A 25185-nucleotide genomic window follows, 5' to 3' on the forward strand; every position below is an offset into this window, starting at 1 on the left:
CGCAGCGCGGGCTCAGCGGTCGTAGTCGACCGTCACCCGGTCGGTGACCGGACGGGCCTGGCAGGTGAGGACGTAACCGGCCGCCAGCTCCTTCTCCTCCAGCGCGAAGTTCCGCCGCATCTCCACCTCGCCCTCGGTGACCAGGGCGCGGCAGGTGCCGCAGACCCCGCCCTTGCAGGCGAAGGGCAGGTCGGGGCGGGAGCGCTGGGCGCCGTCGAGGATCGAGCGGTCCCGCGGGAGGGTGAGGGTGCTGCCGCGCCCGTCGAGGACGACGGTGACCTCGCTGCGTTCGCCGGGCGCGCCCTCGGCGTCGCCGTCCGCGCGGTCCCAGTCCTCGTCGCGTTCGGCGAGCGGCTCGTCCTCGGCGTGGAACAGCTCCTGGTGCACCCGCTCACCGGGCACGTCCAGATCGGCGAGCAGCTCCTTCGCCCCGGTGACCATGCCGAACGGGCCGCACAGCCACCAGTGCCCGATACTGCCGACGTCCACCAGGGCCGAGAGCAGCGCCCGGACCCGCTCCGGGTCCAGTCGGCCGCTGAGCAGTTCAGCGTCCCGGGTCTCCCGGGACAGCACGTGGACCAGCTGGAAGCGGCCGAGGTAGCGGTCCTTCAGGTCGGCCAGCTCGTCCGCGAACATCACGGTGTCGCTGCGCCGGTTGCCGTAGAGCAGGGTGACGGTGGAGCGGCGGTCCGCGGCCAGCACGGAGGCGGCGATCGACAGCATCGGGGTGATGCCGGAGCCGGCCGCGAGCAGCACGTGGTCGGCGGGGACGCCGAGTTCGGGGGTGAACAGCCCGGACGGGGTCAGCACCTCCACCTCCTCGCCGGGCCGGGCCTCGCGCACCAGCCAGCGCGAGAACAGCCCGCCGGGCACCTCCCGGACGGCGATCCGCAGCGGCCCTCCGACGGGGGCGCAGATCGAGTACGAGCGGCGCTCGTCGGCGCCGTCCACCAGCTTGCGCAGGGTCAGCGTCTGCCCGGGGCGGAAGGCGTACTCGGCCGCCAGGCCGTCCGGCACCTCGAAGGTCACCGCCACGGCGTCGTCGCAGAGCCGCTCCACCCGGTCGATCCGCAGCCGGTGGAAGGTCGGGCGGCGGGCGGGACGCACGGCGTCCGTCGCGGGCGTGCCGGACGTGGCGGAGGTGCCGGCGGGAGAGGCGGCGGGCATTCAGATCTCCTTGACGCGTTCGAAGGGCTCACGGCAGGCGCGGCAACGCCAGAGCGCCTTGCAGGCGGTGGAGCCGAAGCGGGACAGCTCCTCCGTGTCGGTGCCGCCGCAGAGCGGGCAGTGCACGGGGGCCACGGTTCCGGTGCGGGTGGGCCCGAGGCTGAGCGGGACCGGGCCGGCCCCGACGGCGCCGACGGCCGAGGTCGGCCGCGGCGGGGCGATGCCCGCCTCGGCGAGCTTGCGGCGGCCCTCCGCGGTGATCAGGTCGGTGGACCACGGCGGGTCGAGCCGCAGCCGCACCCGGACGTCCGGGTACCCGGCCGCGCGCAGCCGGCGGTCCACGTCGGCGGCCATCTCGGCGACGGCCGGGCAGCCCGAGTAGGTCGGGGTCAACCACGCGGTCACCGTGCCGCCGCCGTCCACCTCGACCTCGGCCAGCACCCCCAGGTCGGCCAGGGTGAGCATGGGCAGCTCCGGGTCCGGGACGGCCGCGGCGACCGACCAGGCCAGGTCGCGGGTGGTGCCCACGGTGTCCGTCACCACGTCGCCCCCGGGTGGGCACGGGCCACCACCTGCAGTTCGGCCAGCAGCGGGCCGAGCGCCTCGGTGTGCACCCCGTCCCGGCCGGCCCGACCGAGCACGGTGGCCAGCGGCGGGACGTCCGGCACGGTCAGCCCGGCCTCGGCGATCACGGCGCCGAGCGAGCGCAGCACCGGCTCGCGCAGCTCCGCCGGGTCGACGCCCACCCGCTGCTCCACCGGGTGCGCGGTGAACAGTTCCTCCAGCAGCGGCCAGACCGCGTCCAGCCCGGCCTGCATCCGCTCCGCCGAGTACGGCGTGCCGTCGCCGAGCCGCAGGGTCCAGGCGGTGGCGTACTCGCGGTGGTACGCCAGCTCCTTGACGCCCCGGGCGGCGACCGCGGCCAGCACCGGGTCGGGGTGCGAGCTCAACGCCTCGTACAGCGCGCCGCGGGCGGTGGCGAACAGCAGCAGCCGGGCGACCGAGTACGCGAAGTCGCCATTCGGGGTCTCCACCAGGCGGACGTTGCGGAACTCGTGCTCCTCCCGCCAGTACGCCAGGTCGTCCTCGGTGCGGCCGGAGCCGTCGGCCTGGCCGGCCCGGGTGAGCAGCAGCCGCGCCTGGCCGAGCAGGTCGAGGCCGAGGTTGGCGAGCGCGACCTCCTCCTCCAGCTCGGGCGCCCGGGTACACCACTCGATCAGCCGCTGGGCGAGGAACAGGGCGTCGTCGCCGAGCATCTGGTAGTAGGCGGCCAGGTCGGCGCCGTCCAGACCGGCGGGCAGGGCGGTGTCCACGCCGAGCAGCGGGTCGGCGAAGCCCGTCCCGTACGCCCAGCGGCCCTCGCCCTCGGGGCCGGGCGTGGCGTCCGCGAGGCTGAGGTAGACGTGGTCGTCCTCGGTGGTGGACGTGGTGTGGTCGTGCACGGTGGCTCCCCCGTCAGATGTGCGGGACATCCTCGGGGATGTCGTAGAAGGTCGGGTGGCGGTAGACCTTGTCGCCGCTGGGCTCGAAGAACGGGTCACGCTCGTCCGGGGTGGAGGCGGTGATCGCGTCCGAGCGGACCACCCAGAGGCTGACGCCCTCGTTGCGGCGGGTGTACAGGTCGCGGGCGGCGAGCAGGGCCATCCGGTCGTCGGACGCGTGCAGCGAGCCGACGTGGACGTGGTTCAGGCCGCGCCGGGGACGCACGAACACCTCGTACAGCGGCCAGCCGGCCTTGGACTCGGCCGGGGACTCGGCCTTGGGCTCGGTCACTTTCCGTTCTCCTGTTCGGTGTGCTGCTCGACGGGGGCGGTCTGTTCGGCGGCGCGCTTGGCCGCGTAGGCGACGGCCGCCTCGCGCACCCAGGCGCCGTCCTCGTGGGCGGCCCGCCGGCGGTCGATCCGCTGGGCGTTGCAGGGGCCCTGGCCGTGGATGACCCTGGTCAGCTCGGACCAGTCCGGCTCGCCGAAGTCCCAGCCGCCGCGCTCCTCGTTCCAGCGCAGCTCGGGGTCGGGGAGGGTGACGCCCAGGTGCTCGGCCTGCGGGACGGTCATGTCGACGAAGCGCTGGCGCAGCTCGTCGTTGGTGTGGCGCTTGATCCGCCAGGCCATCGAGCGGGCGGTGTTCGGCGAGTCGGCGTCCGAGGGGCCGAACATCATCAGCGACGGCCACCACCAGCGGTCGACGGCGTCCTGGACCATCCGGCGCTGGGCCTCGGTGCCGCGCATCAGGGTCATCAGCAGCTCGTAGCCCTGGCGCTGGTGGAAGGACTCCTCCTTGCAGATCCGCACCATCGCACGGGCGTACGGTCCGTAGCTGCAGCGGCAGAGCGGGACCTGGTTGCAGATCGCGGCGCCGTCCACCAGCCAGCCGATCACACCGACGTCGGCGAAGGTGAGGGTGGGGTAGTTGAAGATCGAGGAGTACTTCTGGCGGCCGCTGATCAGCTTCTCGGTGAGCTCGGCGCGGTCGACGCCGAGGGTCTCGGCGGCGGCGTAGAGGTAGAGGCCGTGGCCGGCCTCGTCCTGGGCCTTGGCGAGCAGGATGGCCTTGCGGCGCAGCGAGGGGGCCCGGGTGAGCCAGTTGCCCTCGGGCTGCATGCCGATGATCTCGGAATGGGCGTGCTGGGCGATCTGGCGGATCAGGGTGGCCCGGTAGGCGTCGGGCATCCAGTCCCTGGGCTCGATCCGCTGCTCGGCGGCGATCACCGTCTCGAAGCGGTCCTCCGGCGTCTGCGCGGGGACCGCCTCTGCCACCTCTGCTGTCACCACGGTCCCCTCTCGTGTTCCCGCTCTTGCGCTCTGTGTCCCGTCGGGCGCCTAGGCCAACCGACTGACCGTTCGGTCGGTACCATTCTGCGCGGCGGGGTGGAGGGATGGCAAGGGATGAACGGGGCACGGGAAACGGATAACAGATGACAGATTCTGAAATCTGTCAGCTGTTATCCGTTCGCTGTCAGCTGTCCGCTGTCAGCGCCCCTCTGTCAGCCGCCCCGGCTACCCCTCCGCGCGGTCCCGCAACCGCGGCAGCGGGACGGCGAGCAGCGCTGCCAGCAGGGCGACCCGGGGAGCGAGCTGATCCAGCCGGATGTGCTCGTGCCTGGCGTGGGCGCCGGCGCCCACCGCGCCGAAGCCGTCCAGCGTCGGCAGCCCGCGCGAGCCCGGCAGGTTGGTGTCCCCGGCCCCGCCCGCCGGGGCGCCGTCCAGCTGCTGCCCGAGCACCGCGGCCAACGAACGCACGTGCCGCAGCAGCGGGTTGCCGGTCCGCTCAGGCCAGGCCGGGCGGCTGGACAGCACCTCCGTCCGCACCCGGGCACCCGGGCGCAGCGCGGTGAGCCGGGCGAGGTTGTCCAGGGTGCGGCGCTGCGCCTCGGCGGTGGCGAACCGCAGGCCGAGCTCCGCCTCGGCCCGGCCGGCCACCACGTTGGCCCGCGAACCCCCGCTGATCCGACCGGCGTTGAGCTCGGTGCCGGGCTGGCCCGCGAGGCCGCGGACGACCACCAGCTGGTCGACGAGCTCGTCCACCGCCGACACCCCGTCGTGGGCGTCGTTGCCCGCGTGGGCCTCCCGCCCGGTCACGGTGAGCCGGACCCTGGTGCTGCCGCGCCGCGCGGTCTTCAGCCGCCCGTCCGGGTGCGGCGGTTCCAGCCCCAGCACCGCGGCCGCGCCTCGCAGTTGGCGCTCGACCAGGCGCCGACCGTCCGGGCTGCCGACCTCCTCGTCGGAGACCACGACCAGCCGCACGGCGCGGTGCGGCCGCTCCCCCAGGTCCGCGAGCAGCGCCAACGAGCCCTCCAGGATGGCGAGTCCGCCCTTCATGTCGACCACACCGGGCCCGGTGAGCCGCCCGTCCCGCTCGGCCACCGGCCAGTCAGCCAGGGTGCCGACCGGCCAGACGGTGTCGTGGTGGCCGACGATCAGCAGGTGCGGCAGGGTCTCGTCCCTGCCCTCCCACTCCAGTACGAGGTGATCACCGGCCGGCCCGGGTTCGCGGCGGGCGGTGGCCCCGGTGGCGCGGAAGCCGGCCGCCAACTCCTCGGCCAGCGCGTCGAGTCTGGGCGCGTCCCCGCTCGGTGACTCGATCCGGGCCAGGTCGGCGCAGCGCCGTCGGACGGCACCGGCGAGGGTACGGGCGCGGGCACTGAGCGCCTGCGGCAGGCCTGGCAGCGCCGTAGTGACACCGGCGGCGGTCTTGGCCGCGGCAGACGTAGCGGAAGCGGCGGATGCGGCAGATGTACCGGAAGTGGCGGATGCGGCAGATGTACCGGAAGTGGCGGTAGCGGCAGTAGCGGTAGCGGCGACGAGTGCTTCACCGTCGGCGGCGGTCGGAACGGTCACCGGTACGGGGTCGGGTTCGGCGGCGGCACCCGGAGCGGCCTGCGACCCGACGATCTGGGGACTCAACGCTCGCCTCCGCGGCCGCCGCCGGTATTCAGCGGCCGTACCGGCCGACCGCTCCCGCCCGGACACCAGGCCCGCCCGGACCGCACCGGTCGGCCGGGATGATGGACGACCTGTCGGAACGGCCCGTCTGGCCCAAGTACGGTGGAACGGCTGGGCGGCGTGCTTGGCATTGCGTCCTCCTCGCTCGATCCGGTGCCCCGGTCCACCCGGAGCCCCGTGCACGGCGGCTTCCTGGGGGGTGGGCGCAGAGGCCGAACCACCGCAGGGAAGCCGAGATGTGAGCCTAGAAGAACCGTTCGGTTTCCTGCGAGGTGGCCCTGCTCCCAGCGTGCCGGTACCGGCCCCGGCCTGGGACACCCGTCGGACAACGGCGGCGGGCGCTCGGCGCGCGGGCCCGGATCGGCGCGCGGGCGCGGTCGCCGGATCGCGCCCATCTCCACCATGGACCCGCCGCCCGCGTTCGGCAGCGCAAAGCGCCAAGGCACGGCAATTCCACGCCGGATGGGTGACAACGGCTCAGCAGGCGATACGAACCGGGGGCACGCGACGGCTCAGGGAAGCCCATCGCGGCCCCCGGCCTGACGTCCGGGAAACATTCGCGTGAACACCGTCCGACGCTGCGCCCCGGCCCGCCCTCGCGAGCGCCGCCCGTCAGGCACCGTCCCCGACCACCCCCGCATCCCGCGCGAGCAGCGCGGCCTGGACCCGATTGCCGACGCCGAGCGCGGTCAGGATCCGACTGACGTGCGCCTTGACGGTGCTCTCCCGCATCCCCAGCACGCCCGCGATCTCGGTGTTGGACAGCCCGTCGGCGAGTTCGCGCAGCACGTCGGTCTCGCGCGGGGTGAGCCCGGCGACCCGGCTCCGGGCGGCGACCGACCGGGGCGTGCCGACCCGGTGGTACCGGTCGATCAGCCGTCGCGCGGCCGCCGGGTGCAGCATCCCCTGGCCGCCCGCGACCACGTGGACGGCCCGGGCGATCTCGGCGGGCGGGGTGTCCTTGAGCAGGAAGCCGTCGGCCCCGGCGGCGAGCGCTTGGTACACGTACTCGTCCAGGTCGAAGGTGGTGAGCGCGATGACCCGCGGGCCGTCCGGCAGTTCGCGCAGCCGCCGGGTGGCGGCGATGCCGTCGAGCCGGGGCATCCGGATGTCCATCAGCGCGACGTCGATCCGGTGGCCGCGGGCCAGCTCGACGGCCTGCAGCCCGTCGACGGCCTCGGCGACCACGGTCAGGGCCGGGTCCTGGGCGAGGAGGTCGACCAGTCCGAGGCGTACCAGCGCATCGTCGTCGACCACCATCGTGCGGATCATGCGGCGTCCTTCGGCTGCGGGGGCGGAGACTGCGGGGTCGGTGACTGCGCAGTGGGTGGCTCCAGGGGCCGGCCGGCCTCGGGAGCGGGGAACGGCTGCGGCGGGCGGTCCGGCGCGGGCAGTCGGGCGGAGAGCCGGAAGCCACCGGTGCCGTCCGGGCCCGCGTCGAGATGGCCGCCCAGTGCGCCGACCCGTTCGCTGAGCCCCACCAGGCCGTACCCGCCGCCGCTGCCCGGCCCGTTCGGCGACGCCTCGCCCGGACCGTTGCGGACCTCGACGGTGGTGGCCGGGGCGCCGTAACCGACCCGGACGGTGACGGGCGCGGCGTGCGCGTACTTGCGGGCATTGGTCAGCGCCTCCTGGACGAGCCGGTGCACCGCCAGCCGGTGGGTGGTCGGTACGGCCTCCGGGTCGCCGGAGAGGGCGAGTTCGACCTGCTGACCGGCCTGGGTCGCCTCGCCGACCAGTTCGGCGAGGTCGCGCAGGGCGGGAGCCGGCACGCGGGGCGTCCCGGTCGGCGCGGGCTGCTCCTCCCCGACGGCGGGCGGCTCCGGCAGGTCGGCGCGCAGGGCACCCAGGACGTCGCGCAGGTCGTCGAGCGAGCGGGCGGCGGCGGTACGCAGCAGTTCGAGGCGGTGGGTGAGCCGGTCCGGGTCGGCGACGACCGTCCCGGCCCGGGCCTGGTCGCGCAGCACCCCGGCGTGCAGCACCAGCAGGCTGAGCCGGTGGGCCAGCACGTCGTGCATCTCCCGGGCGATCCGGGCGCGTTCGGCGGAGCGGACCTGCCCGGCCCGCAACTCGCGCTCGCGGCGCAGGGTTTCGACCTGCTCGTGCAGGGTGCGGATCAGCACTCGGCGGCCGTGCAGCCACAGCCCGACGGACAGGACGGCGGCCTGGACGAGCAGTTGGGAGCCGGTGATGCCCGCCCAGCCGACCAGCGAGTCGGCCCGGGTCGAGCTGAGCAGCGCGACGACCGCGCCACCGGCCGCCGCGGGTCCGGTCCGGCCGAGGGAGGCGAGGTAGTAGACGCTGAACAGGGCGGGGAAGGCCCGGTTGAACAGGCCGCCGGTGAGCACCGGCAGAACGGCCGAGGCCACCGGGTAGCGCCGGGCGAACAGCAGGCAGAGCGCGGCGAGCGCGGCAACGGCGCTCCGGGGCAGGCGCAGCGGGCCGTCGGTGTTCAGCCACTGGGCCAGTCCCTCCTCGACGGCGAGGGCGAGGACGCCGAGCAGCAGCAGCGTGTCGGTCCGGGGCCGGCGGTCCGGGCCGTACCAGCCGAGCAGGCCTGCGCGCATCGGACTCCTCCCCTCCCGCCCCGTCTGTCCGTCCGTCCGTCCGTCCGCTCGATGCTAGGTCGGGCGGCGGCCCGACGCCCCCTTCTCCCGGGTGGCCGTACCCTCGACTTTGGTCGGGGGTAGGCGCCGCGCACCGGCCGATTCCGGGCCGCCGCGGGCTCTCTAGCGTCGACAGCATGACGAACGGACAGCTCCACCGCCGCCCCGACTCCCCAGCCCCGCAGCCCGGTTCGCGCGACACGCTCGGTTCGCCTGCCGGCGGGGACCACCTGCTGTTCCTCGCTGAGGCACTGCGCACCTTCCACGACACCGGCGCGCTGGCACCGAGCGGCACGGAGCTGGTGAACGCGCTGGTGGTACCCGCGACCAGCCGTCCGAACCGGCCGATCTCGGTGCTGGAGGTCGGCGCCGGGACGGGCGTGGTGACCCGACGGCTGGCCCAGGTGCTGCGCCCGGGCGATCGGCTGCACGTGGTCGAGGCGAACCCGCGCTTCGCCGAGCGGCTGCGGGAGGACCCGGTGCTGGCGGCACGCAGGCCGGGGGTGGAACTGCGACTGTCGGTCTGCCGGGTGGAGGAGCTACCCAAGACGGGCGAGGGAACGCCCATCCAGGAGGCAACCACCGAGGGGCCGGGCGCCACCCCGCGCCCCGAAAGACGGTACGACGTGATCGTGTCCGGGCTGCCGTTCACCAACTTCGGGCCGGCCCGAGTCCGGGACATCCTCGACCTCTACCTGCGACTGCTGGCGCCCGACGGCGAGCTGACGTACTTCGGCTACCTCGGCACGACGACGGCGCGCACGCTCACCTCCGGCCCGCGTCGGGGTGCCCGACACCGGGCGGTGGTGCGGCTGTTGCGGCGCTTCGAGGCGACGTACGGACTGGGCGAGCGCACGGTGTGGCGCAACCTGCCGCCCGCCCGGGCCTACCTGCTGCGTTCGCCGACCCCGGCACCGGCCCCCGCCGCTCCGAACAGATGACAATCGACAGATTTCAAATTTCAGATAACAGACGACAGCGAACAGATTTTGAAATCTGTTCGCTGTCATGCCATAGTGAGACCCGGGTCACACCGCCCGCGCCACCCGGCGCCGCCCCCGCCCCTGGAGTACTTCATGGCCTCGACCACCCGCCCCGCACAGCGCGAGCTCGGCACCTCCGGGCCCGTCACCTCCGCCCTTGGCCTCGGCTGCATGGGCATGTCCGACCTGTACGGCCCGGCCGACGAGGCCGAGAGCATCGCCACCATCCACGCCGCCCTGGACGCCGGGATCACCCTCCTCGACACGGGCGACTTCTACGGCATGGGTCACAACGAGCTGCTGATCCACGAGGCGCTGCGCGGCCGTGACCGCGAGAGCGTGCAGATCAGCGTGAAGTTCGGCGCCCAGCGCGACCCGAACGGCCAGTGGCTCGGATACGACGCGAGCCCGGCCGCCACCAAGACCGCGCTCGCCTACACCCTGCGCCGCCTGCGCACCGACCACGTCGACATCTACCGCCCGGCCCGCCTCGACCCGAAGGTCCCGATCGAGGAGACCGTCGGCGCCATCGCCGACCTCGTGAAGGCCGGCCACGTCCGCCACATCGGCCTGTCCGAGGTCGGCGCCGACACCCTGCGCCGCGCCGCCGCCGTCCACCCGATCAGCGACCTTCAGATCGAGTACTCACTGCTCTCCCGCTCGATCGAGGCCGCCGTGCTGCCCACCGCCCGTGAACTCGGCATCGGCATCACCGCGTACGGCGTGCTCTCGCGCGGCCTGCTCAGCGGCCACTGGAACCGGGACCGCTCGGTGGCCGGCACCGACTTCCGCGGCCAAAGCCCGCGCTTCCAGGGCGACAACCTGACCCACAACCTCACGCTCGTGGAGGCGCTGCGCCAGGTCGCCGTCGCCAAGGGCGCGAGCGTCGCCCAGGTGGCGATCGCCTGGGTCGCCTCGCGCGGCGAGGACGTCGTCCCGCTGGTCGGCGCCCGCCGCCGGGACCGCCTGACCGAGGCCCTCGGAGCCCTGGACGTCGCGCTGACCGCGGACGACCTCGCCGCGATCGAGGCGGCCGTCCCCGCCGGCGCCGCCGCGGGCGACCGGTACGCTGCCGCGCAGATGGCGAACCTGGACAGCGAGCGCTGACCAGCGGAAACCCTCCGCACCACCTGACCGCACGACCCTAAGGACGGCCCTCCCCGTGACCACGGACACCGCACTCACCGCCGAGCAGATCCTGATCGCGGCGGAGGAAGTCCTCCGGCGGTTCGGCCCGGCCAAGGCCACCGTCGTGGACGTCGCCCGCGAACTCGGCGTCAGCCACAGCAGCGTCTACCGCCACTTCCCCAGCAAGGCCGCCCTGCGCGAGGCGGTCACCCAGCGCTGGCTCGACCAGGCGCACCACGAGCTGGAGACCATCTCGATCGACGCCGGCGGCGCCGCCGAGCGCCTCAAGCACTGGCTGACCACCCTGTTCGCGGCCAAGCGGAAGAAGGCACTGGACGACCCGGAGCTGTTCGCCACCTACATGGTGCTGGTCGGGGAGAACAGCGGCATCGTGGCGGCGCACATCGACACCCTGGTCAAGCAGATCGCGCAGATCGTCCACGACGGCATCGACCGCAAGGAGTTCAAGCTCGCCCACATCCTCAGCACCGCCCGCGCCGTCTTCGACGCCACCGCGCCCTTCCACGACCCGGCCTACGCGCCCACCTGGTCCGAGCCGACCGCGGACGAGCGCTTCGAGGCGGTCTGGAAGCTCGTTCTCGGCGGCCTGAAGGCCAAGTAGCGTGCTGTCGGCAGTCGGGGCGCCGGCGTCCGGAGCGAAATCCGGTCGCCGGCGCCCCGGCCGTCGGGCAGACTGCCGCCCACAGTTGATCTCACATGGAGGATGGCATGCGTGCGGCCGGTCCGGTCCTGGACAGCCTGCGGGGGCTCGCCCTCGGCGACGCCTTCGGCGACCGGTGGTTCTCCGTCCCGGCCGACGAGGCGCCCGCCGCCCAGGCGGGCCGCCTGGCCCGCCCGGCGCCCTGGCACTGGACCGACGACACCGCGATGGCCCTGGTCCTGGTCCGCCACCTGACCACCCGGGGCGAGGTCCACCAGGACGCGCTGGCCGAGCAGTTCGCGGCGGAGTACACCCGCGAGTACGGGCGCAAGTACGGCCCGTCGATGCACCGGGTGCTGCGCGGGATCGGCGCGGGCGGGGACTGGCGCGCCATCACCTCGGGCCAGTTCGAGGGCCAGGGCTCGTACGGGAACGGCGCCGCGATGCGGGTCGCCCCGCTGGGCGCCTGGTTCGCCGACGACCTCGACGAGGTGGCCCGGCAGGCCGAACTCCAGGCGCTCACCACGCACTTCCACCCGGAGGCGGCCACCGGCGCGGTGGCGGTCGCGCTCGCCACGGCGCTCGCCGTCCGCAGCCGGGGCCGAACCCCGCCCGGGCGGGCCGAGCTGCTGACCGAGGTGGCCGGGCGGCTGCCGGACGGCGAGGTCCGCTCCGGACTGCGGATCGCCGCCCGGATGCCCGGGAGCACTAGCGTCCGGCACGCCGCCACCGTGCTCGGTTCGGGGCTGATGATCTCCGCTCCGGACACCGTCCCGTTCGCCCTGTGGTCCGCCGCCGGACACCTGGACTCACTGCCCGAGGCGATCTGGCACACCCTGGAGGGCGGCGGCGACATGGACACCACCTGCGCCATCGCCGCCGGGGTGGTCGCCGCCCGCACCGGGCTCGCGGACGTCCCGCCCGCCTGGCTCGCCGCCCGTGAAGAGCTGCCGGGCTGGGTCGCCGAGGTGTCGGCGGAGTCCTGAGCCGAACGGCGCCGCGCGGCGAAACGTACGGGCCGACCCCCTCTCCCGGGGGCCGGCCCGTCAGATTCGCGACAACTCCACGGTCAGCGACGAGAGTTGCCGAACAGCAGTCGGTAGGCGATCAGCAGCACCAGCGCGCCACCGATCGCCGACACCCAGGTCGGTCCGTCGAAGAAGCGCGCCGTGATCGACCTGTGCAGGAAGTGGGACGCGATCCAGCCGCCGACGAAGGAGCCGGCGATACCGATCAGGGTCGTCACGATCAGGCCGCCCGGGTCCCTCCCCGGCAGCAGCAGCTTGGCCAGGGCTCCGGCCACCAGGCCCAGCACGATCCACGCGACGATGCTCATCCGTCATCCCTCCCGTCCGCAGCGCGACGGCCCCGTCCCGCCCGCTCTGCCCCTAAGGACGCCGCCGCCCGCAGGCCCGGTTCCGCCGTCCGGGGCGGGCGAGCGGGATCCGGCCACCGGGAACCGCCCGATCCGCGCGCGGCGCCCTTCCGACGCCGTTCGCTGTCATCTGTTCGCCGGTATCCGTTCGCCGCTATCCGTTCGCTGAACCCCGTCGGTCGCTCCCCCGGGCCACCGATCACCCGCCCGCCGTGTGCCGCCCCGCGCTCGCTCCCCGCCACCCGCCGAACACCGCGCTGAGCCCCAGGTACAGCACCGACGCCGACGCGAAGCCGACCGCCCAGCCGTAGTCGGCGAGCGGTTTGAGGAAGGGGATCACCCCGTCCACCGGGAACGGTCCCTGTTTCACCCCGTGCCCGTCGACGGGCGAGTACGAGCCCCCGACCGCCAGCAGGCCGCCGACCAGCAGCGCGACCACCGCCCGCCAGTTCCACCCGGCCGCGTACCAGTATGCGCCGAACGGACGGTAGAGGTCGGCGAGTTGGAGGCGGGTGCGGCGCACGACCCAGTAGTCCGCGATCAGCACCCCGGCCACCGTTCCGAGCAGTCCGCCGACCACTCCCAGCCACACGTAGATGTAGACGTGCGGGTCGGCGGTCAGCTTCCAGGGGAAGATCACGATCCCGACCACGCCGGTGATCAGCGCCCCGGTGCGGAAGTTGACGAACCGGGGCAGCAGATTGGTCAGGTCGTAGGCCGGGGAGACGACGTTGGCCGCGATGTTCACCGACAGCGTCGCGACCAGGACGGTCAGCAGCGCGAACAGGATGGCGACCGGGTTCTCCAACTTCGCGGCCAACTTGATCGGATCCCACACCGGTTCGCCGTAGACCGCCTCGGAGCCCGAGGTGACCAGCACCGACAGCAGCGCGAAGAGCGTCATCGTCGTCGGCAGGCCGAGCGCCTGGCCGCGGATCTGGGCCCGCTGGCTGCCGCCGAAGCGGGTGAAGTCGGGGATGTTGAGCGACAGGGTGGACCAGAAGCCGATCATCCCCATCAGCGACGGGAAGAAGACCTTCCAGAACCCCTTGCCCCAGCCCAGCTGGGACGGCTGGGAGAGCAGCGGCCCCAACCCGCCCGCCTTGACGGTCATCCACACCAGCATGGCGAGCGCGCCGACGATGACGAACGGCGCCGCCCAGTTCTCGAAGCGCCGCAGCGCCTCCATCCCGCGGGCGATGATGGCCATCTCGATCAGCCAGAACAGCAGGAACGAGAGCCACTGCGTCCACGGGTATCCACCGAACTCCGGTGCCGTGCGCCAGGATTCGCCGAACAGCTTGCCCGCCAGCAGGAAGATGCCCTCACCGCCGATCCAGGTCTGGATGCCGAACCACGCGCAGGCCACCGCCGCGCGCATCAGTGCGGGCAGGTTGGCCCCGCGCAGCCCGAACGAGGCCCGGGCGAACACCGGGAACGGGATGCCGTACTTGGTACCCGCGTGTCCGGTGAGCAGCATCGGGAAGAGCACGATCAGATTGGCGAGCGCGATGGTCAGCACCGCCTGTTTCCAGTCCATGCCGATCGCGACCAGGCCCGAAGCCAGCGTCCAGGACGGGATGTTGTGGGCCATGCCGACCCAGAGCGCCAGGAAGTTGTACGTGGTCCAGGTGCGCTGCCGCACCGGGACCGGCCGCAGGTCGTCACTGGTGAAGCCGTTGGGAGGCAACGCCGCGTCGGCCGGGTCGAGTTCGACCCGGCCGTCGGGGTACTGCCGCTGCCTGCCGCCGGCCGCGGAGTCGGTCATGGGCAACTCCCGTCTGATGCAAGGGGATCAGAGGTGGGGGATGACGCCCGTCCCGTAGGCGTCGATGGTGGACTCGACGGCGTCGTGCATGGCGTAGGCGGCGAACTGGTCGACGCCGAGCGAGCGGAGCGCCGCCAGTCGGGCGCGCTGGGCCTCCACCGGCCCGATGAGGCAGAAGCGGTCGACGATCTCGTCGGGGACGAACGTCGTGTCGGGGTTCCCGGCCCGGCCGTGGTGACTGTAGTCGTAGCCCTGGCGGCCCTTGATGTAGTCGGTGAGCGCGTCGGGCACCAGGCCGGAGTGCTCGCCGTAGTGGCTGACCAGGTCGGCGACGTGGTTGCCGACCATCCCGCCGAACCAGCGGCACTGTTCCCGGGCGTGGGCGAGCGCGGCGGGCGAGTCGTCGGCGGTGACGTACGCGGGAGCGGCCACGCAGATGGTGATCGAGGACGGGTCCCGGCCGGCCTCGACGGCCGCAGATCGGACCGCCTTGATCATGTACTCGGTGAGGTAGGGATCGGCCAACTGCAGGATGAAGCCGTCGGCCTGGCGGCCGGTCAGTGCGAGCGCCTTCGGGCCGTACGCGCCCATCCAGATCGGCAGCGCGGCGCCGGGGCCCACCCACGGCAGGTGCATCTCGGTGCCGTCCACCTCGATGGTGCGTCCCTCGGCCAACTCCTTGATGGCGTGCATAGCCTGGGAGAGCCGGTCGAGGGTGGCCGGTCGGCGTCCGGCGACCCGCATGGCGGAGTCGCCGCGGCCGATGCCGCAGACGGTGCGGTTGCCGTACATGTCGTTGAGCGTGGCGAACAGGGAGGCGGTGACCTCCCAGGTGCGGGTGGAGGGGTTGGTGACCATCGGGCCGACCGTCAGGCGTTCGGTCTCGGCGAGGATCCGGCTGTAGATGACGAAGGGCTCCTGCCACAGCACGCAGGAGTCGAAGGTCCAGCCGTGGCTGAAGCCGGCCTGTTCGGCGCGGATCATCCGGTCGATGAGCAGGCGGGCGGGCGGGTCGGTCTGCAGGACGAGGCCGATGTCCATGGGTGGCTCCGGGAGGGGTGGGAGGGCGGCCCGGGGCCGGCGTGTGCCGCGCGACCCCGGGCGGGAGAAGGGAGGGCTCAGGTCAGGTACTGGCAGGTGTCGCGGCGCAGGAAGGCGCCGTGACCGGCCCGGCCGAGCCAGCTGCCGTCGTCCAGCACGACGGTGCCGCGTGAGAGCACCGTCCGCGCCCGGCCGGTGAGTCGTCGGCCCTCGTAGGCCGAGTAGTCCACGTTCATGTGGTGGGTGGCGGCGGAGACGGTCTGCACCGCGGTGGGGTCGTAGACGACCAGGTCGGCGTCGGCACCCGGCGCGATGGTGCCCTTGCGCGGGTGCAGCCCGAACATCCGGGCCGGGGTGGTGCAGGCGATCTCGACCCAGCGGCGTCGGCTGATGTGCCCGTCCACCACGGCCTGGTGGAGCAGGTCCATCCGGTTCTCCACGCCCGGAAGGCCGTTGGGGATCTTCGAGAAGTCGCCGCGGCCGAGCTCCTTCTGCCCGACGTAGCAGAACGGGCAGTGGTCGGTGGAGACCACCTGGAGGTCGTTGGTGCGCAGCCCCCGCCAGAGCGCCTCCTGGTGCTCGCGGGGCCGAAGCGGCGTGCTGCACACGTACTTGGCGCCCTCGAAGCCGTCCGCGCCCTCCTCGGCGAGGTTGTCGGTGGAGAGGAAGAGGTACTGCGGGCAGGTCTCGCCGAAGACGTTGAGCCCGGCGTCGCGGGCCTGGGCGAGTTCGGCGAGGGCGGAGGCGGCGGAGACGTGCACCACGTAGAGCGGGCTGCCGGCCACCTGGGCGAGCTTGATGGCCCGGTGGGTGGCCTCGGCCTCCAGCAGTTCGCGGCGGACCTCGCCGTGGTGGCGCGGGGCGGTGTGACCGGCGGCGAGGGCCTGTTCGACCAGGACGTCGATGGCGATGCCGTTCTCGGCGTGCATCATGATCAGTCCGCCGTTGGCGGCGCCGCGCTGCATGGCGCGCAGGATGCGGCCGTCGTCGCTGTAGAAGACACCGGGGTAGGCCATGAACAGCTTGAAGGAGGTGGACTCGCCGGAGTCGACGAGGGCGTCCATCTCCTTGAGGACGGCGTCGTTGACGTCGGAGACGATGGTGTGGAAGGCGTAGTCGACGGCACAGTTGCCCTCGGCCTTGGCGTGCCAGGTGTCCAGGCCCTCGCGCAGCGAGCCGCCGACGGGCTGGACGGCGAAGTCGACGATGGTGGTGGTGCCGCCCCAGGCGGCGGCGCGGGTGCCGGTCTCGAACGTGTCCGAGGCCGCGGTGCCGCCGAAGGGCAGCTCCATGTGGGTGTGGGCGTCGACGCCGCCCGGGATGACGTAGTGGCCGGTGGCGTCGATGGCGGTCTCGGCGGTCCAGGCCTCGGCGGCGGCGCTGCCGGTGGCGGCCAGCGCGGCGATGTGTTCGCCCTCGATGAGGACGTCGGCGTGGAGTTCGTCGGTGGCGGTGATGACGAGGCCGCCGCGGACGACGGTGCGCTGGTGCGGGTCGCGGGTGGTCATCGCGGTGCTCCTCAGGCCTCGGCGAGCGGTCCGTAGGCGTCGGGCCGGCGGTCGCGGTAGAACGCCCACTGCTGGCGGACCTGTTCGATCAGATCCAGGTCGAGGTCGCGGACGACGAGTTCCTCCTCCTTGTCGGAGGCGACGTCACCGACGAACTGGCCGCGCGGGTCGACGAAGTAGGAGGTGCCGTAGAAGTCGTTGTCGCCGTACTCCTCGGTGCCGACCCGGTTGATGGCGGCGACGAAGTACTCGTTGGCGACGGCGGCGGCGGGCTGTTCGAGCTGCCACAGGTAGGCGGACAGGCCGCGGCTGGTGGCGGAGGGGTTGTAGACGATCTGCGCGCCGGCCAGTCCCAGGGCGCGCCAACCCTCGGGGAAGTGGCGGTCGTAGCAGATGTAGACGCCGACCTTGCCGACGGCGGTGTCGAAGACGGGCCAGCCGAGGTTGCCGGGCTTGAAGTAGTACTTCTCCCAGAATCCCTTGACCTGCGGGATGTGGTGCTTGCGGTACTTGCCGAGGTAGCTGCCGTCCGCGTCGATCACGGCGGCGGTGTTGTAGTAGACGCCGGTCTGCTCCTCCTCGTAGACCGGAACGACCATGACCAGGCCGAGTTCGCGGGCGAGCTCCCGCATCCGGCCCACGGTCGGGCCGTCCGGGACGGCCTCGGCCCAGCGGTAGTGCTCGGGCTCCTGGACCTGACAGAAGTACGGGGAGTTGAAGACCTCCTGGAACCCGATGATCTTCGCGCCCTGGGCGGCGGCCTCACGGGCGTACCGCTCGTGGAGGGCGATCATGCTCTCCTGGTCGCCGGTCCAGCGGGTCTGGACGAGCGCGGCACGGACGATCTGCGACATGGGTACCTCCGCAACTCCGGGGCCCGGCCGAGCGGTCGGACCCGCGGTCTGAGGGTTGACGGGGCGGGTCTCTCCTGCGGTTCCGCTCGGGGAGCCGCAGGGGTCTACGTGCGTAGAAAGCGATCTGTAGACGGTAGGCCGGGCCTTGGTGGCCTGACAATACGTTGGCGGTAACGCGTCTGGGGCGATCTTGTTACGCGGACACGCGGGTGGTCCTGGGTGGGATGAAACGCTCATCTACCCCGGACGTGCGCTCCTTACTCATTCGAGTGAATGCGGGCGCCCGGGGTGCGGAATCGGCCACCGCAGGGTAAACCGCCGGTGGACGCCGCGACGGACCGTCACACCGTGGCCTGGCGGCGTCAATTCGGGGATCTGGCAGGGGAATCGGCGACGGCACGGCGACGACGCGGGGTGGCATCGGGACCAAGGGGTGGTGTGGGTGGCAGCGTTCAGCAAGCGCGCGGAGCGTACTGCGGGTACTCCGGATACGGCGGGCCCCTCGGGCTCGACGGGCACTCCGGGCGTGACGAGTCCTTCGGGTGCGACGGGTCCTTCGGATGCGGCCGCGGGCGACGGCCCGGCGGCGGTGCGCCCGCCCGCCCTGCCCGCCTGGGCGGGCCTGCTGCTCGCCCTCGGCGCCCTGCTGCCGCTGGTCCTCGGCCGGCTGCTGTACCACCGGCAGGCGCCCCCGGCACGGGAGGTCGCCCTGCGGCTGGCCGGTTCCCGTACCGCCGCCGAGGCGGTGGTCGGCGAGCGCGCCGGGGACTACGCGGCCGCCCTGCGCGCCGAGGTCTGGCTGACCGTCGGGTACGGGCTCACCCTGGTGGCCGCGGCGCTGCTCGGCGGGTACGTGCTCGGCCGGCGGCGTCAGCGGGCCCTGGTCCTCGCGGTCGGCGGGGCCGGGCTGCTCGCGGCCGGTTGCGACCTCACCGGGAACGTTCTGCTGCGCATCGGGCTCGACCACGGCGGTTCCGACACCCCCTTCGCGCTGGCGGCCGCACTCTCCACCGTCGCCTGGCTGCTGCTCCCGCCCGCCGGGGTGGTGGCGGCGGGCCTGCTGATGGTGACGGCCGCCCGGGCGGTACGCGGGCTGCTGCCCTCCTCGTCGAAGCCCGCGGACGAAACCGACCCGGAGCGTCCGGCGCTGATCCCGCCCTGGCCGACGGCCGCCCGGCACGGCGGGCAGCCGTCCGAGGAGCCACCCGGCGCCCGCACCCACTGGCGCGAAGCCGCCCGGGTGCCACCCGGCCGCGAGCCCGCCGAGCTGGGCTTCTGCGCCTCGGGCGGCGGCATCCGCTCGGCCTGCGTCACGCTCGGCGCCCTCCAGGCGCTGCGCCCGTGGCTCAAACGGGCCCGGTACCTGGTCTCCGTCTCGGGCGGCGGCTACACGGTGGGCGCACTGCAGCTCGCGCTCAGCGACTCCGCCCCCGGCAGCCCGGTGCACGCCGTCTCGGGGCTGACGGCCGACACCGTGCTGGAGCCCGGCTCCCCGGAGGAGGACCACCTCCGCCGCCACAGCAAGTTCATCGCCGACGGCACCGGCGAGTGGCTGGTCGCCCTCGGGACGCTGCTGCGCGGCGTGCTGTCGGCGCTCACCCTGCTGCTGGCCGCCGTCCTGGTGCTCGGCCTCGGCCTCAGCCGCTTCTACCACGCCCTCCCGCTCACCGACCTGGACGGCCTGGCGGCGGCCGGACTGCGCCACGCGGGCGCCGTACCGGGCGGGTTGGCGTTCCGGGCTCCCGCGCTGGCCGCCGTCGGCGCACTGCTCGCCGCGGCGGCCGGGTGCTGGCTGCTGTGGCTGCTGGCCTTCCCGCCGCTCGGCTGGCACGCGCTGCTGCCACGCACGCTGCACCGGCTCTACTACGCCGCGCTCACGCTGGCCGCTCTGCTGGCCGTCGGGGTGCTGGCGGTGCCGGGGCTGGCCTGGGGCGCGGTCCGGCTCCAACAGGCGCTGGCGGCCGGTCCGCAGCTGACCGGCGCCGGGCTCAGCCTGACCGTGGTGCTGAGCTACCTCGCACTCCTGCTCGGCATACTCTGGCGCGACCGCCGCACGATCCGCAGCGGCGCGGCCGCGGTCGCCGGGGTACTGCGCGGCGTCGGCCGGCTCGGCGGCGGGCTGACCGCCAACCTGCCGCAGTACGTCGTGGTGTGGGCGGCCCTCACCACGATGACGACGGGCGCGCTGCTGGCCCTCGGCTGGGCGGTCGCCACAGGGTACGCCTGGCCGACGGCCGTCCAGGTGCTGCTGCCGCTGGTGCTCGGCGCGGTCGGGCTCAACCTCGACCAGACCTGGATGAGCCTGCACCCGTTCTACCGGCTGCGCCTGGCCTCGGCGTTCGCGGTCCGCCGGGTCACCGAGGGCGGCCGGTCGTTCGCCCGCCGGTACGACTTCTACCGCGAGCAGACCTGGCTGAGCCACTACGCCGCCCGGCACCCCGACTTCCCGCAGGTGATCTTCTCCACCGCGGCCAATCTCTCCGGCAACTCCCGTACGCCGCCGGGCCGTCGGGCGGTCTCCTTCTCGCTCTCCCACGACTACGTGGGCGGTCCGGACGTCGGGTACGCGCGCACCGACCTGCTGGAGCGGCGCACCCGGCGGCACATCGCCCGGGACCTCACCGTCCAGTCGGCGATGGCCGTCTCCGGCGCCGCCTTCTCCTCCGCTATGGGGCGCCAGTCCCAGGTCTACCAGGGCCTGTTCGCGGTGACCAACGCCCGGCTCGGGACATGGCTGCCCAACCCGGCGGTGCTCGGCCCGGTCTGGTCCGGCGCCCCGGACTGGCGCCGCGCGGCGCAGCCCGCGGTCCGTCGGCTCCCGTACCAACTGCGGGAGCTGACCGGCCGGTTCCCGGCGGACGACCGCTTCCTGCTCACCACCGACGGCGGCCACTACGAGAACCTCGGGTTGGTCGAGCTGCTGCGGCACCGGGTGCGGACGGCCGTGTGCATCGACGCCAGCGGGGATTCGGGCTACGCCGCGAACCTGGCCGCCGCGATCACCCTGGCCCGCGAGGAGCTCGGCATCGTGATCACCCTGCACCGGCCGGAGCTGCTGATCCCGGGCAGCGCCACCGCCGACCAGCACGGGGCCGGCGACCGGGCCGGGGCCGCTGAGCGGGACGGGGCCGGCGCACCACTGCGCGGGCTGGCGGCCCAGCTCGCCGACCGGCTCTCGGCCCGCGGGGTGATCACCGGCGACATCCGCTACCCCGACACCGACGGCCGGCCGGAGTCCGAACGGCACGGCACGCTGGTCGTCCTCCAGGCGGTGTTGACCGCCGACATGCCGTACGAGCTGCACTCCTACGCGGTGGCGAACCGGGCCTTCCCGAACGACGGCACCAGTGACCAGTGGTTCGACCACCAGCAGTTCGACGCCTACCAGACGCTCGGCCGCTACCTGGGCGAGCAGGCGGGGCCGGTGATCGAGCAGGCGCTGTCGCCGACCGGGGGCTCCGACGTCGCGCCGGTCCCCGCGCAGCCGCCCGGCGGCTCGCCCTCGACGCCGTCCGGCCACTCCGCACAGGCGCCGTCGGCCGCGGCTCCCCCGGCGCCGTGCCGCTCCGCCGAGGGTTAACAGGGCGCAACAGGCGGGCGCCCCGGCTTGACTTCGTCCGACCGGCTCGGAAAAGATCCGGTGCATGGACTCCGGCACCACTCTGGTTTGCCGCCTGCACGTCGATCTGCGACGCCAGGCGAGTTCCATCTGTGCCTGTTGACCTTGTTCTCCCCCGCCGGTCCCGCCCTGTGACGTCTGCCAGGGCCCGCGCCGCGCACCCACACCCGCAGTTCTGACTCCCGCCCGCCCGGCGGCACCGTGCGTGCCGTGCCCGGTGGTGCCGGGCCGCCCCGTCGGCCCGCGCCCGCCCGGGCACCAGCGCTGCGGCCGCCGCACCCGGGCGCACCCCGCCGACGTTCCCGCCGCACCCGAGGACGCCCCATGAGCCTGGACCTCGCCGCCGAGACCCCGACGCACACCCCCGAGACACCCCCCGCCGAGCGCGCCCGTGCCCCGCTCACCCCGAACGCCCTGCGGACCGTCGTCCGCGAGCTGGCCGAGCGGCCCGAGCGGTGGATCCACCTGGTCCGCCTCTCCACCGAGGAGCGCTGGTACCAGCGCCTGGTGGCCGAGGACGACCACGAGGTGTGGTTGATCAGCTGGCTGCCCGGCCAGTCCACCGGTTTCCACGACCACGGCGGCTCGCGCGGCGCGTTCACCGTCGCCCTCGGCGAGTTGGAGGAGCTGTCCCTCGGCGGCCCGGAGCAGGGCCTGCTGATCCGCCGGATCCCGGCCGGGACCGCCCGCGCCTTCGGCCCCGAGTACGTACACGACGTCCGCAACACCGCTTCCGGCCCGGCCGTCACCCTGCACGCCTACTCGCCGCCGCTCAGCTCGATGGCGCACTACGACCTGCGGGCCGGCGGGCTCGTGCGTACCTCGGAGGAAGGACCGGAGCAGTGGTGACCACGATCGACGACCTGCTGGAGCGCGCCCGCGAAGGCGTGCACCGCCCGCGCGCCCGGGAGGCGTACCAGGCCCAGTTGGAGGGCGCGCTGCTGGTGGACATCCGTCCGGCGGCGCAGCGGGCGGCCGAGGGCGAGATCCCCGGTTCGCTCATCATCGAGCGCAATGTCCTGGAGTGGCGGCTCGACCCGACGGGCAGTCACCGCATCCCCGAGGCCACGGGCTACGACATCGAGCCGATCGTGGTCTGCTCCGAGGGCTACGCCTCCAGCCTGGCCGCCGCTTCGCTGCGTGAGCTGGGACTGCACCGGGCGACCGACCTGGACGGCGGCTTCGCCGGATGGGCGGCCGCGGGGCTGCCGACCCGCCCGGGCGGCTGAGCCGCGGGCCCGAGCGGAGCGCAGAAGCGGCGCGGGAACGGGGGCTCAAGCCTGGTCTGAGCCGGGCTCCACGGCACGTGCCACACGGTAAATCACGGACAGGAGATGATTCAGGTCATAGTCTGATCGGAGTTTCCGCCGGTCCAAACCTGGGCAGCCACGCGGGCGGAAGAACGCCCGGGCGGTTGGAGCCGCCGTCAATCGAACGACCCGACCGAACGACCGAACGACACAGGCGCCGCCTCCCCGGGGCGCCCTGACGAGGAAACACCCCGTGATCAGATTCGAGGGCGCTGGCAAGCGCCACCCCGACGGCACCATCGCCGTCGAGGGCCTGGACCTGGACGTCCCGACCGGTCGGATAACCGTCCTGGTAGGACCGTCCGGCTGCGGCAAGACCACCCTGCTGCGCATGGTCAACCGGATGGTCGAGCCCACCTCGGGCCGGGTGCTGCTGGACGGCACCGACGTCGCCCAGCTGGAACCCGCCAAGTTGCGCCGGGGCATCGGCTACGTGATCCAGCAGGCCGGGCTCTTCCCGCACCGGCGGGTGATCGACAACATCGCCACCGTCCCCTACCTGCTCGGCTGGGACCGCAAGAAGGCCCGCGCCCGGGCCGCCGAACTGCTCGAACTGGTCGGGCTCGTCCCCGAGACCGCCAAGCGCTACCCGTTCCAGCTGTCCGGCGGCCAGCAGCAGCGGGTCGGCGTGGCCCGCGCGCTGGCCGCCGACCCGCCGGTGCTGCTGATGGACGAACCGTTCAGCGCCGTCGACCCGGTGGTGCGCGCCGGGCTGCAGGACGAGTTGCTACGGCTGCAGTCCGAGCTGCACAAGACGGTGCTGTTCGTCACCCACGACATCGAGGAGGCCGTCCGGCTCGGCGACCAGGTCGTGGTGCTGCGCGAGCACGGTCGGATCGCCCAACTGGCCGACCCGCACACCCTGCTGACCGCCCCCGCCGACGACGGCGTGGCCGCCTTCCTCGGCCGCGACCGTGGCCTGCGCGGTCTCGGGCTGCGCCCTGCCGGCGCCGTCCCGCTCCGCCCGGTCGGCGAGGGAGTCCGCTACGGGGGCTGGGAGTTGGCCCTGGACGACGAGCGCCGCCCGATCGGCTGGATCGACCGCAACGCCGTCGCCGCCGAGCTGCAGCCGGTGGCCGGCTACCGCCCGGACACCGACACCCTGCGCACCGCCCTGGACGCCGCCGTGCTCTCCCCCGTCGGGGTCGCGGTCGCGCTGGACGCCGAGGGCCGGGCCACCGGCACCGTGAGCCGCGAGGCGATCTTCGCGGCGCTCGCGCCCGTCACGGGAACCGGCGCCGCCTGCGACAAGAGCGTCGACACCGGCGAGCCGGCCGGCACCGACAGGGCGAACGGCACCGCCGACACCGACACGACGACCGGCGCCAACGAGATGACCGGCGCCGATCGGGCGGACGGAGCCGACGATGGACGATGAACCGATCGTCCGCTGGTACTGGATCGGCGACCACCTCGGCTACCTCGGCCATCTGCTCGCCGACCACGCCGTGATCGCCCTGGTCCCGGTGCTCATCGGCCTGCTGCTGGCCGTCCCGCTCGGTCTGACCTGCTCCCGGTTCCCCCGGCTGTACCAGCCTCTGGCCGCGGTCTTCAACGTCGTCTACGCGCTGCCCTCGCTGGCCGTGTTCGTGGTGCTGATCCCCTACACCGGGCTCGCCACCCAGGCGACCGTGATGATCCCGCTCGCCTTCTACGCCCTCGCCGTGCTGCTGCCGACCACCGTGGACGGGCTGCGCGCCGTCCCCGAGTCCGTCCGGCAGGCCGCCACCGCGATGGGGTACGGGCCGTGGCACCGGCTGACCTCGGTCGAACTGCCCGCCGCCGTGCCGTACCTGATCGCCGGACTGCGGGTCGCCGCGGTGTCCAGCATCTCGCTGGCCAGCGTCGGCGCACTGGTCGGACGCGGCGGGCTCGGTTACCTGTTCGTCGACGGCTTCCAGCGCACCTTCCCGACCCCGATCGTGGCCGGCATCGTACTGATCGCCGTGCTCGCGCTGGCCGTCGACCTGCTGCTGGTGGCCGCCCGGCGGCTGCTCGCGCCCTGGGCCGTCCGGGAGAAGGGGGCGGGCTCGTGAACTGGCTCGACTGGCTGAGCGACTTCTTCTCCGCCCCGGACCACCGCAGCGGTCCGGACTCGATCGTGCACCGGATCACCGAGCACCTGCTGCTCTCCGGTGAGGCCCTGCTGTTCGCGGCCCTGCTGGCCGTGCCGCTCGGGCTGCTGATCGGCTACACCGGGCGCGGTGTCACCGCGGTCACCGCGCTAGCCGGGGCCGCCCGCGCCCTGCCCACCCTCGGTCTGGTGACGCTGGCGGTGCTGCTCGCCGGAGTCGGCGACACCGCCGTGCTGATCCCGCTGGTCGCACTGGCCGCGCCGCCGCTGCTGGTGGCGGCGGTCGAGGGGGTGCGCGGGACCGACCCGGACGTCCGGGACGCCGCGCGCGGCATCGGCCTGACCCACCCCCAGGTGCTCCTCCAGGTCTGCCTGCCGTCGGCCTCGCCGACCCTGCTGGCGGGCTTCCGCACCGCGACCGTCCAGGTGATCGCGACCGCCACGGTGGCAGCCTACGTCGGGCTGGGCGGTCTGGGCCGCTACGTCATCGACGGACTGGCGACCCGCCAGTACGCGGTGACCGTCGGCGGCGCGCTGCTGGTGGTGCTGCTCGCGGTCGGCGCCCAGCTGTTCTTCGCCCTGCTCGCCCGGTTCGCGCTCCCGCCCGGGGTACGCGCCCAGCGCCGGGCCCGCTGAAACTCTCCGCTCC

Annotated in this window: 24 protein-coding genes; 11 read left to right on the forward strand and 13 right to left on the reverse strand. The window is 73.6% G+C overall.

Annotated features, from left to right (window positions below; genetic code table 11):
• Positions 1–12: 12 nt before the first annotated feature.
• The 8 genes from paaE to ACH4E7_RS06310 all read right to left on the reverse strand — a co-directional run bounded on the left by paaE (position 13) and on the right by ACH4E7_RS06310 (position 8176).
• Positions 13–1167, reverse strand: a complete 1155-nt coding sequence (gene paaE, locus ACH4E7_RS06275; protein ID WP_396247814.1) for a 1,2-phenylacetyl-CoA epoxidase subunit PaaE — start codon at positions 1165–1167, stop codon at positions 13–15.
• Positions 1168–1710 (reverse strand): 1,2-phenylacetyl-CoA epoxidase subunit PaaD, encoded by a 543-nt coding sequence (paaD, locus tag ACH4E7_RS06280; protein WP_396247815.1) that lies wholly within the window; start codon positions 1708–1710, stop codon positions 1168–1170.
• On the reverse strand, positions 1704–2639 hold the full coding sequence (gene paaC, locus ACH4E7_RS06285; protein ID WP_396247816.1) for a 1,2-phenylacetyl-CoA epoxidase subunit PaaC: 936 nt from the start codon (positions 2637–2639) through the stop codon (positions 1704–1706). The genes paaD and paaC overlap by 7 nt, the downstream gene beginning before the upstream one ends.
• Entirely contained in the window at positions 2623–2940 is a 318-nt protein-coding gene (paaB, locus tag ACH4E7_RS06290; RefSeq protein WP_355670425.1) for a 1,2-phenylacetyl-CoA epoxidase subunit PaaB, read from the reverse strand. The genes paaC and paaB overlap by 17 nt, the downstream gene beginning before the upstream one ends.
• Entirely contained in the window at positions 2937–3923 is a 987-nt protein-coding gene (paaA, locus tag ACH4E7_RS06295; protein WP_396247817.1) for a 1,2-phenylacetyl-CoA epoxidase subunit PaaA, read from the reverse strand. Before paaA ends, paaB begins: the two co-directional genes overlap by 4 nt.
• 240 nt (positions 3924–4163) lie before the next feature.
• Positions 4164–5570 (reverse strand): M20 family metallopeptidase, encoded by a 1407-nt coding sequence (locus ACH4E7_RS06300; protein WP_396247818.1) that lies wholly within the window; start codon positions 5568–5570, stop codon positions 4164–4166.
• A 651-nt stretch (positions 5571–6221) separates the two neighbouring features.
• Positions 6222–6881, reverse strand: a complete 660-nt coding sequence (locus ACH4E7_RS06305) for a response regulator (RefSeq protein WP_396247819.1) — start codon at positions 6879–6881, stop codon at positions 6222–6224.
• On the reverse strand, positions 6878–8176 hold the full coding sequence (locus ACH4E7_RS06310) for a sensor histidine kinase (protein WP_396247820.1): 1299 nt from the start codon (positions 8174–8176) through the stop codon (positions 6878–6880). Before ACH4E7_RS06310 ends, ACH4E7_RS06305 begins: the two co-directional genes overlap by 4 nt.
• Positions 8177–8352: 176 nt before the next feature.
• Here ACH4E7_RS06310 and ACH4E7_RS06315 point away from each other — a divergent pair, with 176 nt between their 5' ends.
• From ACH4E7_RS06315 to ACH4E7_RS06330, 4 genes are all read left to right on the forward strand, one after another.
• On the forward strand, positions 8353–9156 hold the full coding sequence (locus tag ACH4E7_RS06315; RefSeq protein ID WP_396247821.1) for a class I SAM-dependent methyltransferase: 804 nt from the start codon (positions 8353–8355) through the stop codon (positions 9154–9156).
• Between the two features lie 135 nt (positions 9157–9291).
• Positions 9292–10305, forward strand: coding sequence for an aldo/keto reductase (locus ACH4E7_RS06320; RefSeq protein ID WP_396247822.1), 1014 nt, complete (start codon positions 9292–9294; stop codon positions 10303–10305).
• 55 nt (positions 10306–10360) lie between these two features.
• A complete protein-coding gene (locus ACH4E7_RS06325) occupies positions 10361–10948 on the forward strand; it encodes a TetR family transcriptional regulator (protein ID WP_396247823.1) in 588 nt (195 codons plus the stop codon).
• 107 nt (positions 10949–11055) lie between these two features.
• Positions 11056–11973 carry an ADP-ribosylglycohydrolase family protein gene (locus ACH4E7_RS06330; RefSeq protein WP_396247824.1) on the forward strand — a complete coding sequence of 306 codons (918 nt, stop codon included), beginning with the start codon at positions 11056–11058 and terminating at the stop codon, positions 11971–11973.
• An 83-nt stretch (positions 11974–12056) separates the two neighbouring features.
• On the opposite strand, the gene ACH4E7_RS06335 is transcribed toward ACH4E7_RS06330, so the two are convergent.
• The 5 genes from ACH4E7_RS06335 to ACH4E7_RS06355 form a co-directional block, all read right to left on the reverse strand.
• Complete coding sequence (locus ACH4E7_RS06335; RefSeq protein ID WP_355670434.1) at positions 12057–12323, reverse strand: GlsB/YeaQ/YmgE family stress response membrane protein; 267 nt, start codon at positions 12321–12323, stop codon at positions 12057–12059.
• 238 nt (positions 12324–12561) lie between these two features.
• Positions 12562–14130: an NCS1 family nucleobase:cation symporter-1 gene (locus tag ACH4E7_RS06340; RefSeq protein ID WP_396247825.1), complete on the reverse strand. Its 1569-nt coding sequence runs from the start codon at positions 14128–14130 to the stop codon at positions 12562–12564.
• A 27-nt stretch (positions 14131–14157) separates the two neighbouring features.
• Positions 14158–15171, reverse strand: a complete 1014-nt coding sequence (locus ACH4E7_RS06345; RefSeq protein ID WP_396247826.1) for a TIGR03842 family LLM class F420-dependent oxidoreductase — start codon at positions 15169–15171, stop codon at positions 14158–14160.
• Positions 15172–15248: 77 nt separating this feature from the next.
• A complete protein-coding gene (hydA, locus tag ACH4E7_RS06350) occupies positions 15249–16679 on the reverse strand; it encodes a dihydropyrimidinase (protein WP_396247827.1) in 1431 nt (476 codons plus the stop codon).
• An 11-nt stretch (positions 16680–16690) separates the two neighbouring features.
• On the reverse strand, positions 16691–17533 hold the full coding sequence (locus ACH4E7_RS06355; RefSeq protein ID WP_396247828.1) for a nitrilase-related carbon-nitrogen hydrolase: 843 nt from the start codon (positions 17531–17533) through the stop codon (positions 16691–16693).
• 526 nt (positions 17534–18059) lie between these two features.
• Here ACH4E7_RS06355 and ACH4E7_RS06360 point away from each other — a divergent pair.
• From ACH4E7_RS06360 to ACH4E7_RS06390, 7 genes are all read left to right on the forward strand, one after another.
• Positions 18060–21113 carry a hypothetical protein gene (locus ACH4E7_RS06360; protein ID WP_396247829.1) on the forward strand — a complete coding sequence of 1018 codons (3054 nt, stop codon included), beginning with the start codon at positions 18060–18062 and terminating at the stop codon, positions 21111–21113.
• Between the two features lie 64 nt (positions 21114–21177).
• The gene (locus tag ACH4E7_RS06365; RefSeq protein WP_101948289.1) at positions 21178–21255 is read left to right on the forward strand and encodes a putative leader peptide; all 78 of its coding nucleotides are present in this window, start codon (positions 21178–21180) and stop codon (positions 21253–21255) included.
• Between the two features lie 221 nt (positions 21256–21476).
• On the forward strand, positions 21477–22001 hold the full coding sequence (locus ACH4E7_RS06370) for a cysteine dioxygenase (RefSeq protein ID WP_396247830.1): 525 nt from the start codon (positions 21477–21479) through the stop codon (positions 21999–22001).
• On the forward strand, positions 21995–22381 hold the full coding sequence (locus ACH4E7_RS06375; RefSeq protein ID WP_396247831.1) for a rhodanese-like domain-containing protein: 387 nt from the start codon (positions 21995–21997) through the stop codon (positions 22379–22381). The genes ACH4E7_RS06370 and ACH4E7_RS06375 overlap by 7 nt, the downstream gene beginning before the upstream one ends.
• Before the next feature lie 274 nt (positions 22382–22655).
• Positions 22656–23840 (forward strand): ABC transporter ATP-binding protein, encoded by a 1185-nt coding sequence (locus ACH4E7_RS06380; RefSeq protein WP_396247832.1) that lies wholly within the window; start codon positions 22656–22658, stop codon positions 23838–23840.
• Positions 23830–24498, forward strand: a complete 669-nt coding sequence (locus ACH4E7_RS06385) for an ABC transporter permease (protein WP_396247833.1) — start codon at positions 23830–23832, stop codon at positions 24496–24498. Before ACH4E7_RS06380 ends, ACH4E7_RS06385 begins: the two co-directional genes overlap by 11 nt.
• Entirely contained in the window at positions 24495–25172 is a 678-nt protein-coding gene (locus ACH4E7_RS06390; RefSeq protein ID WP_396247834.1) for an ABC transporter permease, read from the forward strand. Before ACH4E7_RS06385 ends, ACH4E7_RS06390 begins: the two co-directional genes overlap by 4 nt.
• Positions 25173–25185 lie beyond the last annotated feature (13 nt).

Source organism: Kitasatospora sp. NPDC018058, from assembly GCF_044327205.1.
GTDB lineage: Bacteria > Actinomycetota > Actinomycetes > Streptomycetales > Streptomycetaceae > Kitasatospora.

What these genes read in the sequence shown, in the direction of transcription:
- paaE (WP_396247814.1), bottom strand. Translation starts at nt 1,167, where the DNA reads ATGCCCGCCGCCTCTCCCGCCGGCACCTCCGCCACGTCCGGCACGCCC.
- paaC (WP_396247816.1), bottom strand. Translation starts at nt 2,639, where the DNA reads ATGTCCCGCACATCTGACGGGGGAGCCACCGTGCACGACCACACCACG.
- ACH4E7_RS06340 (WP_396247825.1), bottom strand. Translation starts at nt 14,130, where the DNA reads ATGACCGACTCCGCGGCCGGCGGCAGGCAGCGGCAGTACCCCGACGGC.
- ACH4E7_RS06330 (WP_396247824.1), top strand. Translation starts at nt 11,056, where the DNA reads ATGCGTGCGGCCGGTCCGGTCCTGGACAGCCTGCGGGGGCTCGCCCTC.
- ACH4E7_RS06365 (WP_101948289.1), top strand. Translation starts at nt 21,178, where the DNA reads ATGGACTCCGGCACCACTCTGGTTTGCCGCCTGCACGTCGATCTGCGA.
- ACH4E7_RS06310 (WP_396247820.1), bottom strand. Translation starts at nt 8,176, where the DNA reads ATGCGCGCAGGCCTGCTCGGCTGGTACGGCCCGGACCGCCGGCCCCGG.
- ACH4E7_RS06345 (WP_396247826.1), bottom strand. Translation starts at nt 15,171, where the DNA reads ATGGACATCGGCCTCGTCCTGCAGACCGACCCGCCCGCCCGCCTGCTC.
- ACH4E7_RS06305 (WP_396247819.1), bottom strand. Translation starts at nt 6,881, where the DNA reads ATGATCCGCACGATGGTGGTCGACGACGATGCGCTGGTACGCCTCGGA.
- ACH4E7_RS06370 (WP_396247830.1), top strand. Translation starts at nt 21,477, where the DNA reads ATGAGCCTGGACCTCGCCGCCGAGACCCCGACGCACACCCCCGAGACA.
- hydA (WP_396247827.1), bottom strand. Translation starts at nt 16,679, where the DNA reads ATGACCACCCGCGACCCGCACCAGCGCACCGTCGTCCGCGGCGGCCTC.
- ACH4E7_RS06315 (WP_396247821.1), top strand. Translation starts at nt 8,353, where the DNA reads ATGACGAACGGACAGCTCCACCGCCGCCCCGACTCCCCAGCCCCGCAG.
- ACH4E7_RS06385 (WP_396247833.1), top strand. Translation starts at nt 23,830, where the DNA reads ATGGACGATGAACCGATCGTCCGCTGGTACTGGATCGGCGACCACCTC.
- ACH4E7_RS06335 (WP_355670434.1), bottom strand. Translation starts at nt 12,323, where the DNA reads ATGAGCATCGTCGCGTGGATCGTGCTGGGCCTGGTGGCCGGAGCCCTG.
- ACH4E7_RS06355 (WP_396247828.1), bottom strand. Translation starts at nt 17,533, where the DNA reads ATGTCGCAGATCGTCCGTGCCGCGCTCGTCCAGACCCGCTGGACCGGC.
- ACH4E7_RS06320 (WP_396247822.1), top strand. Translation starts at nt 9,292, where the DNA reads ATGGCCTCGACCACCCGCCCCGCACAGCGCGAGCTCGGCACCTCCGGG.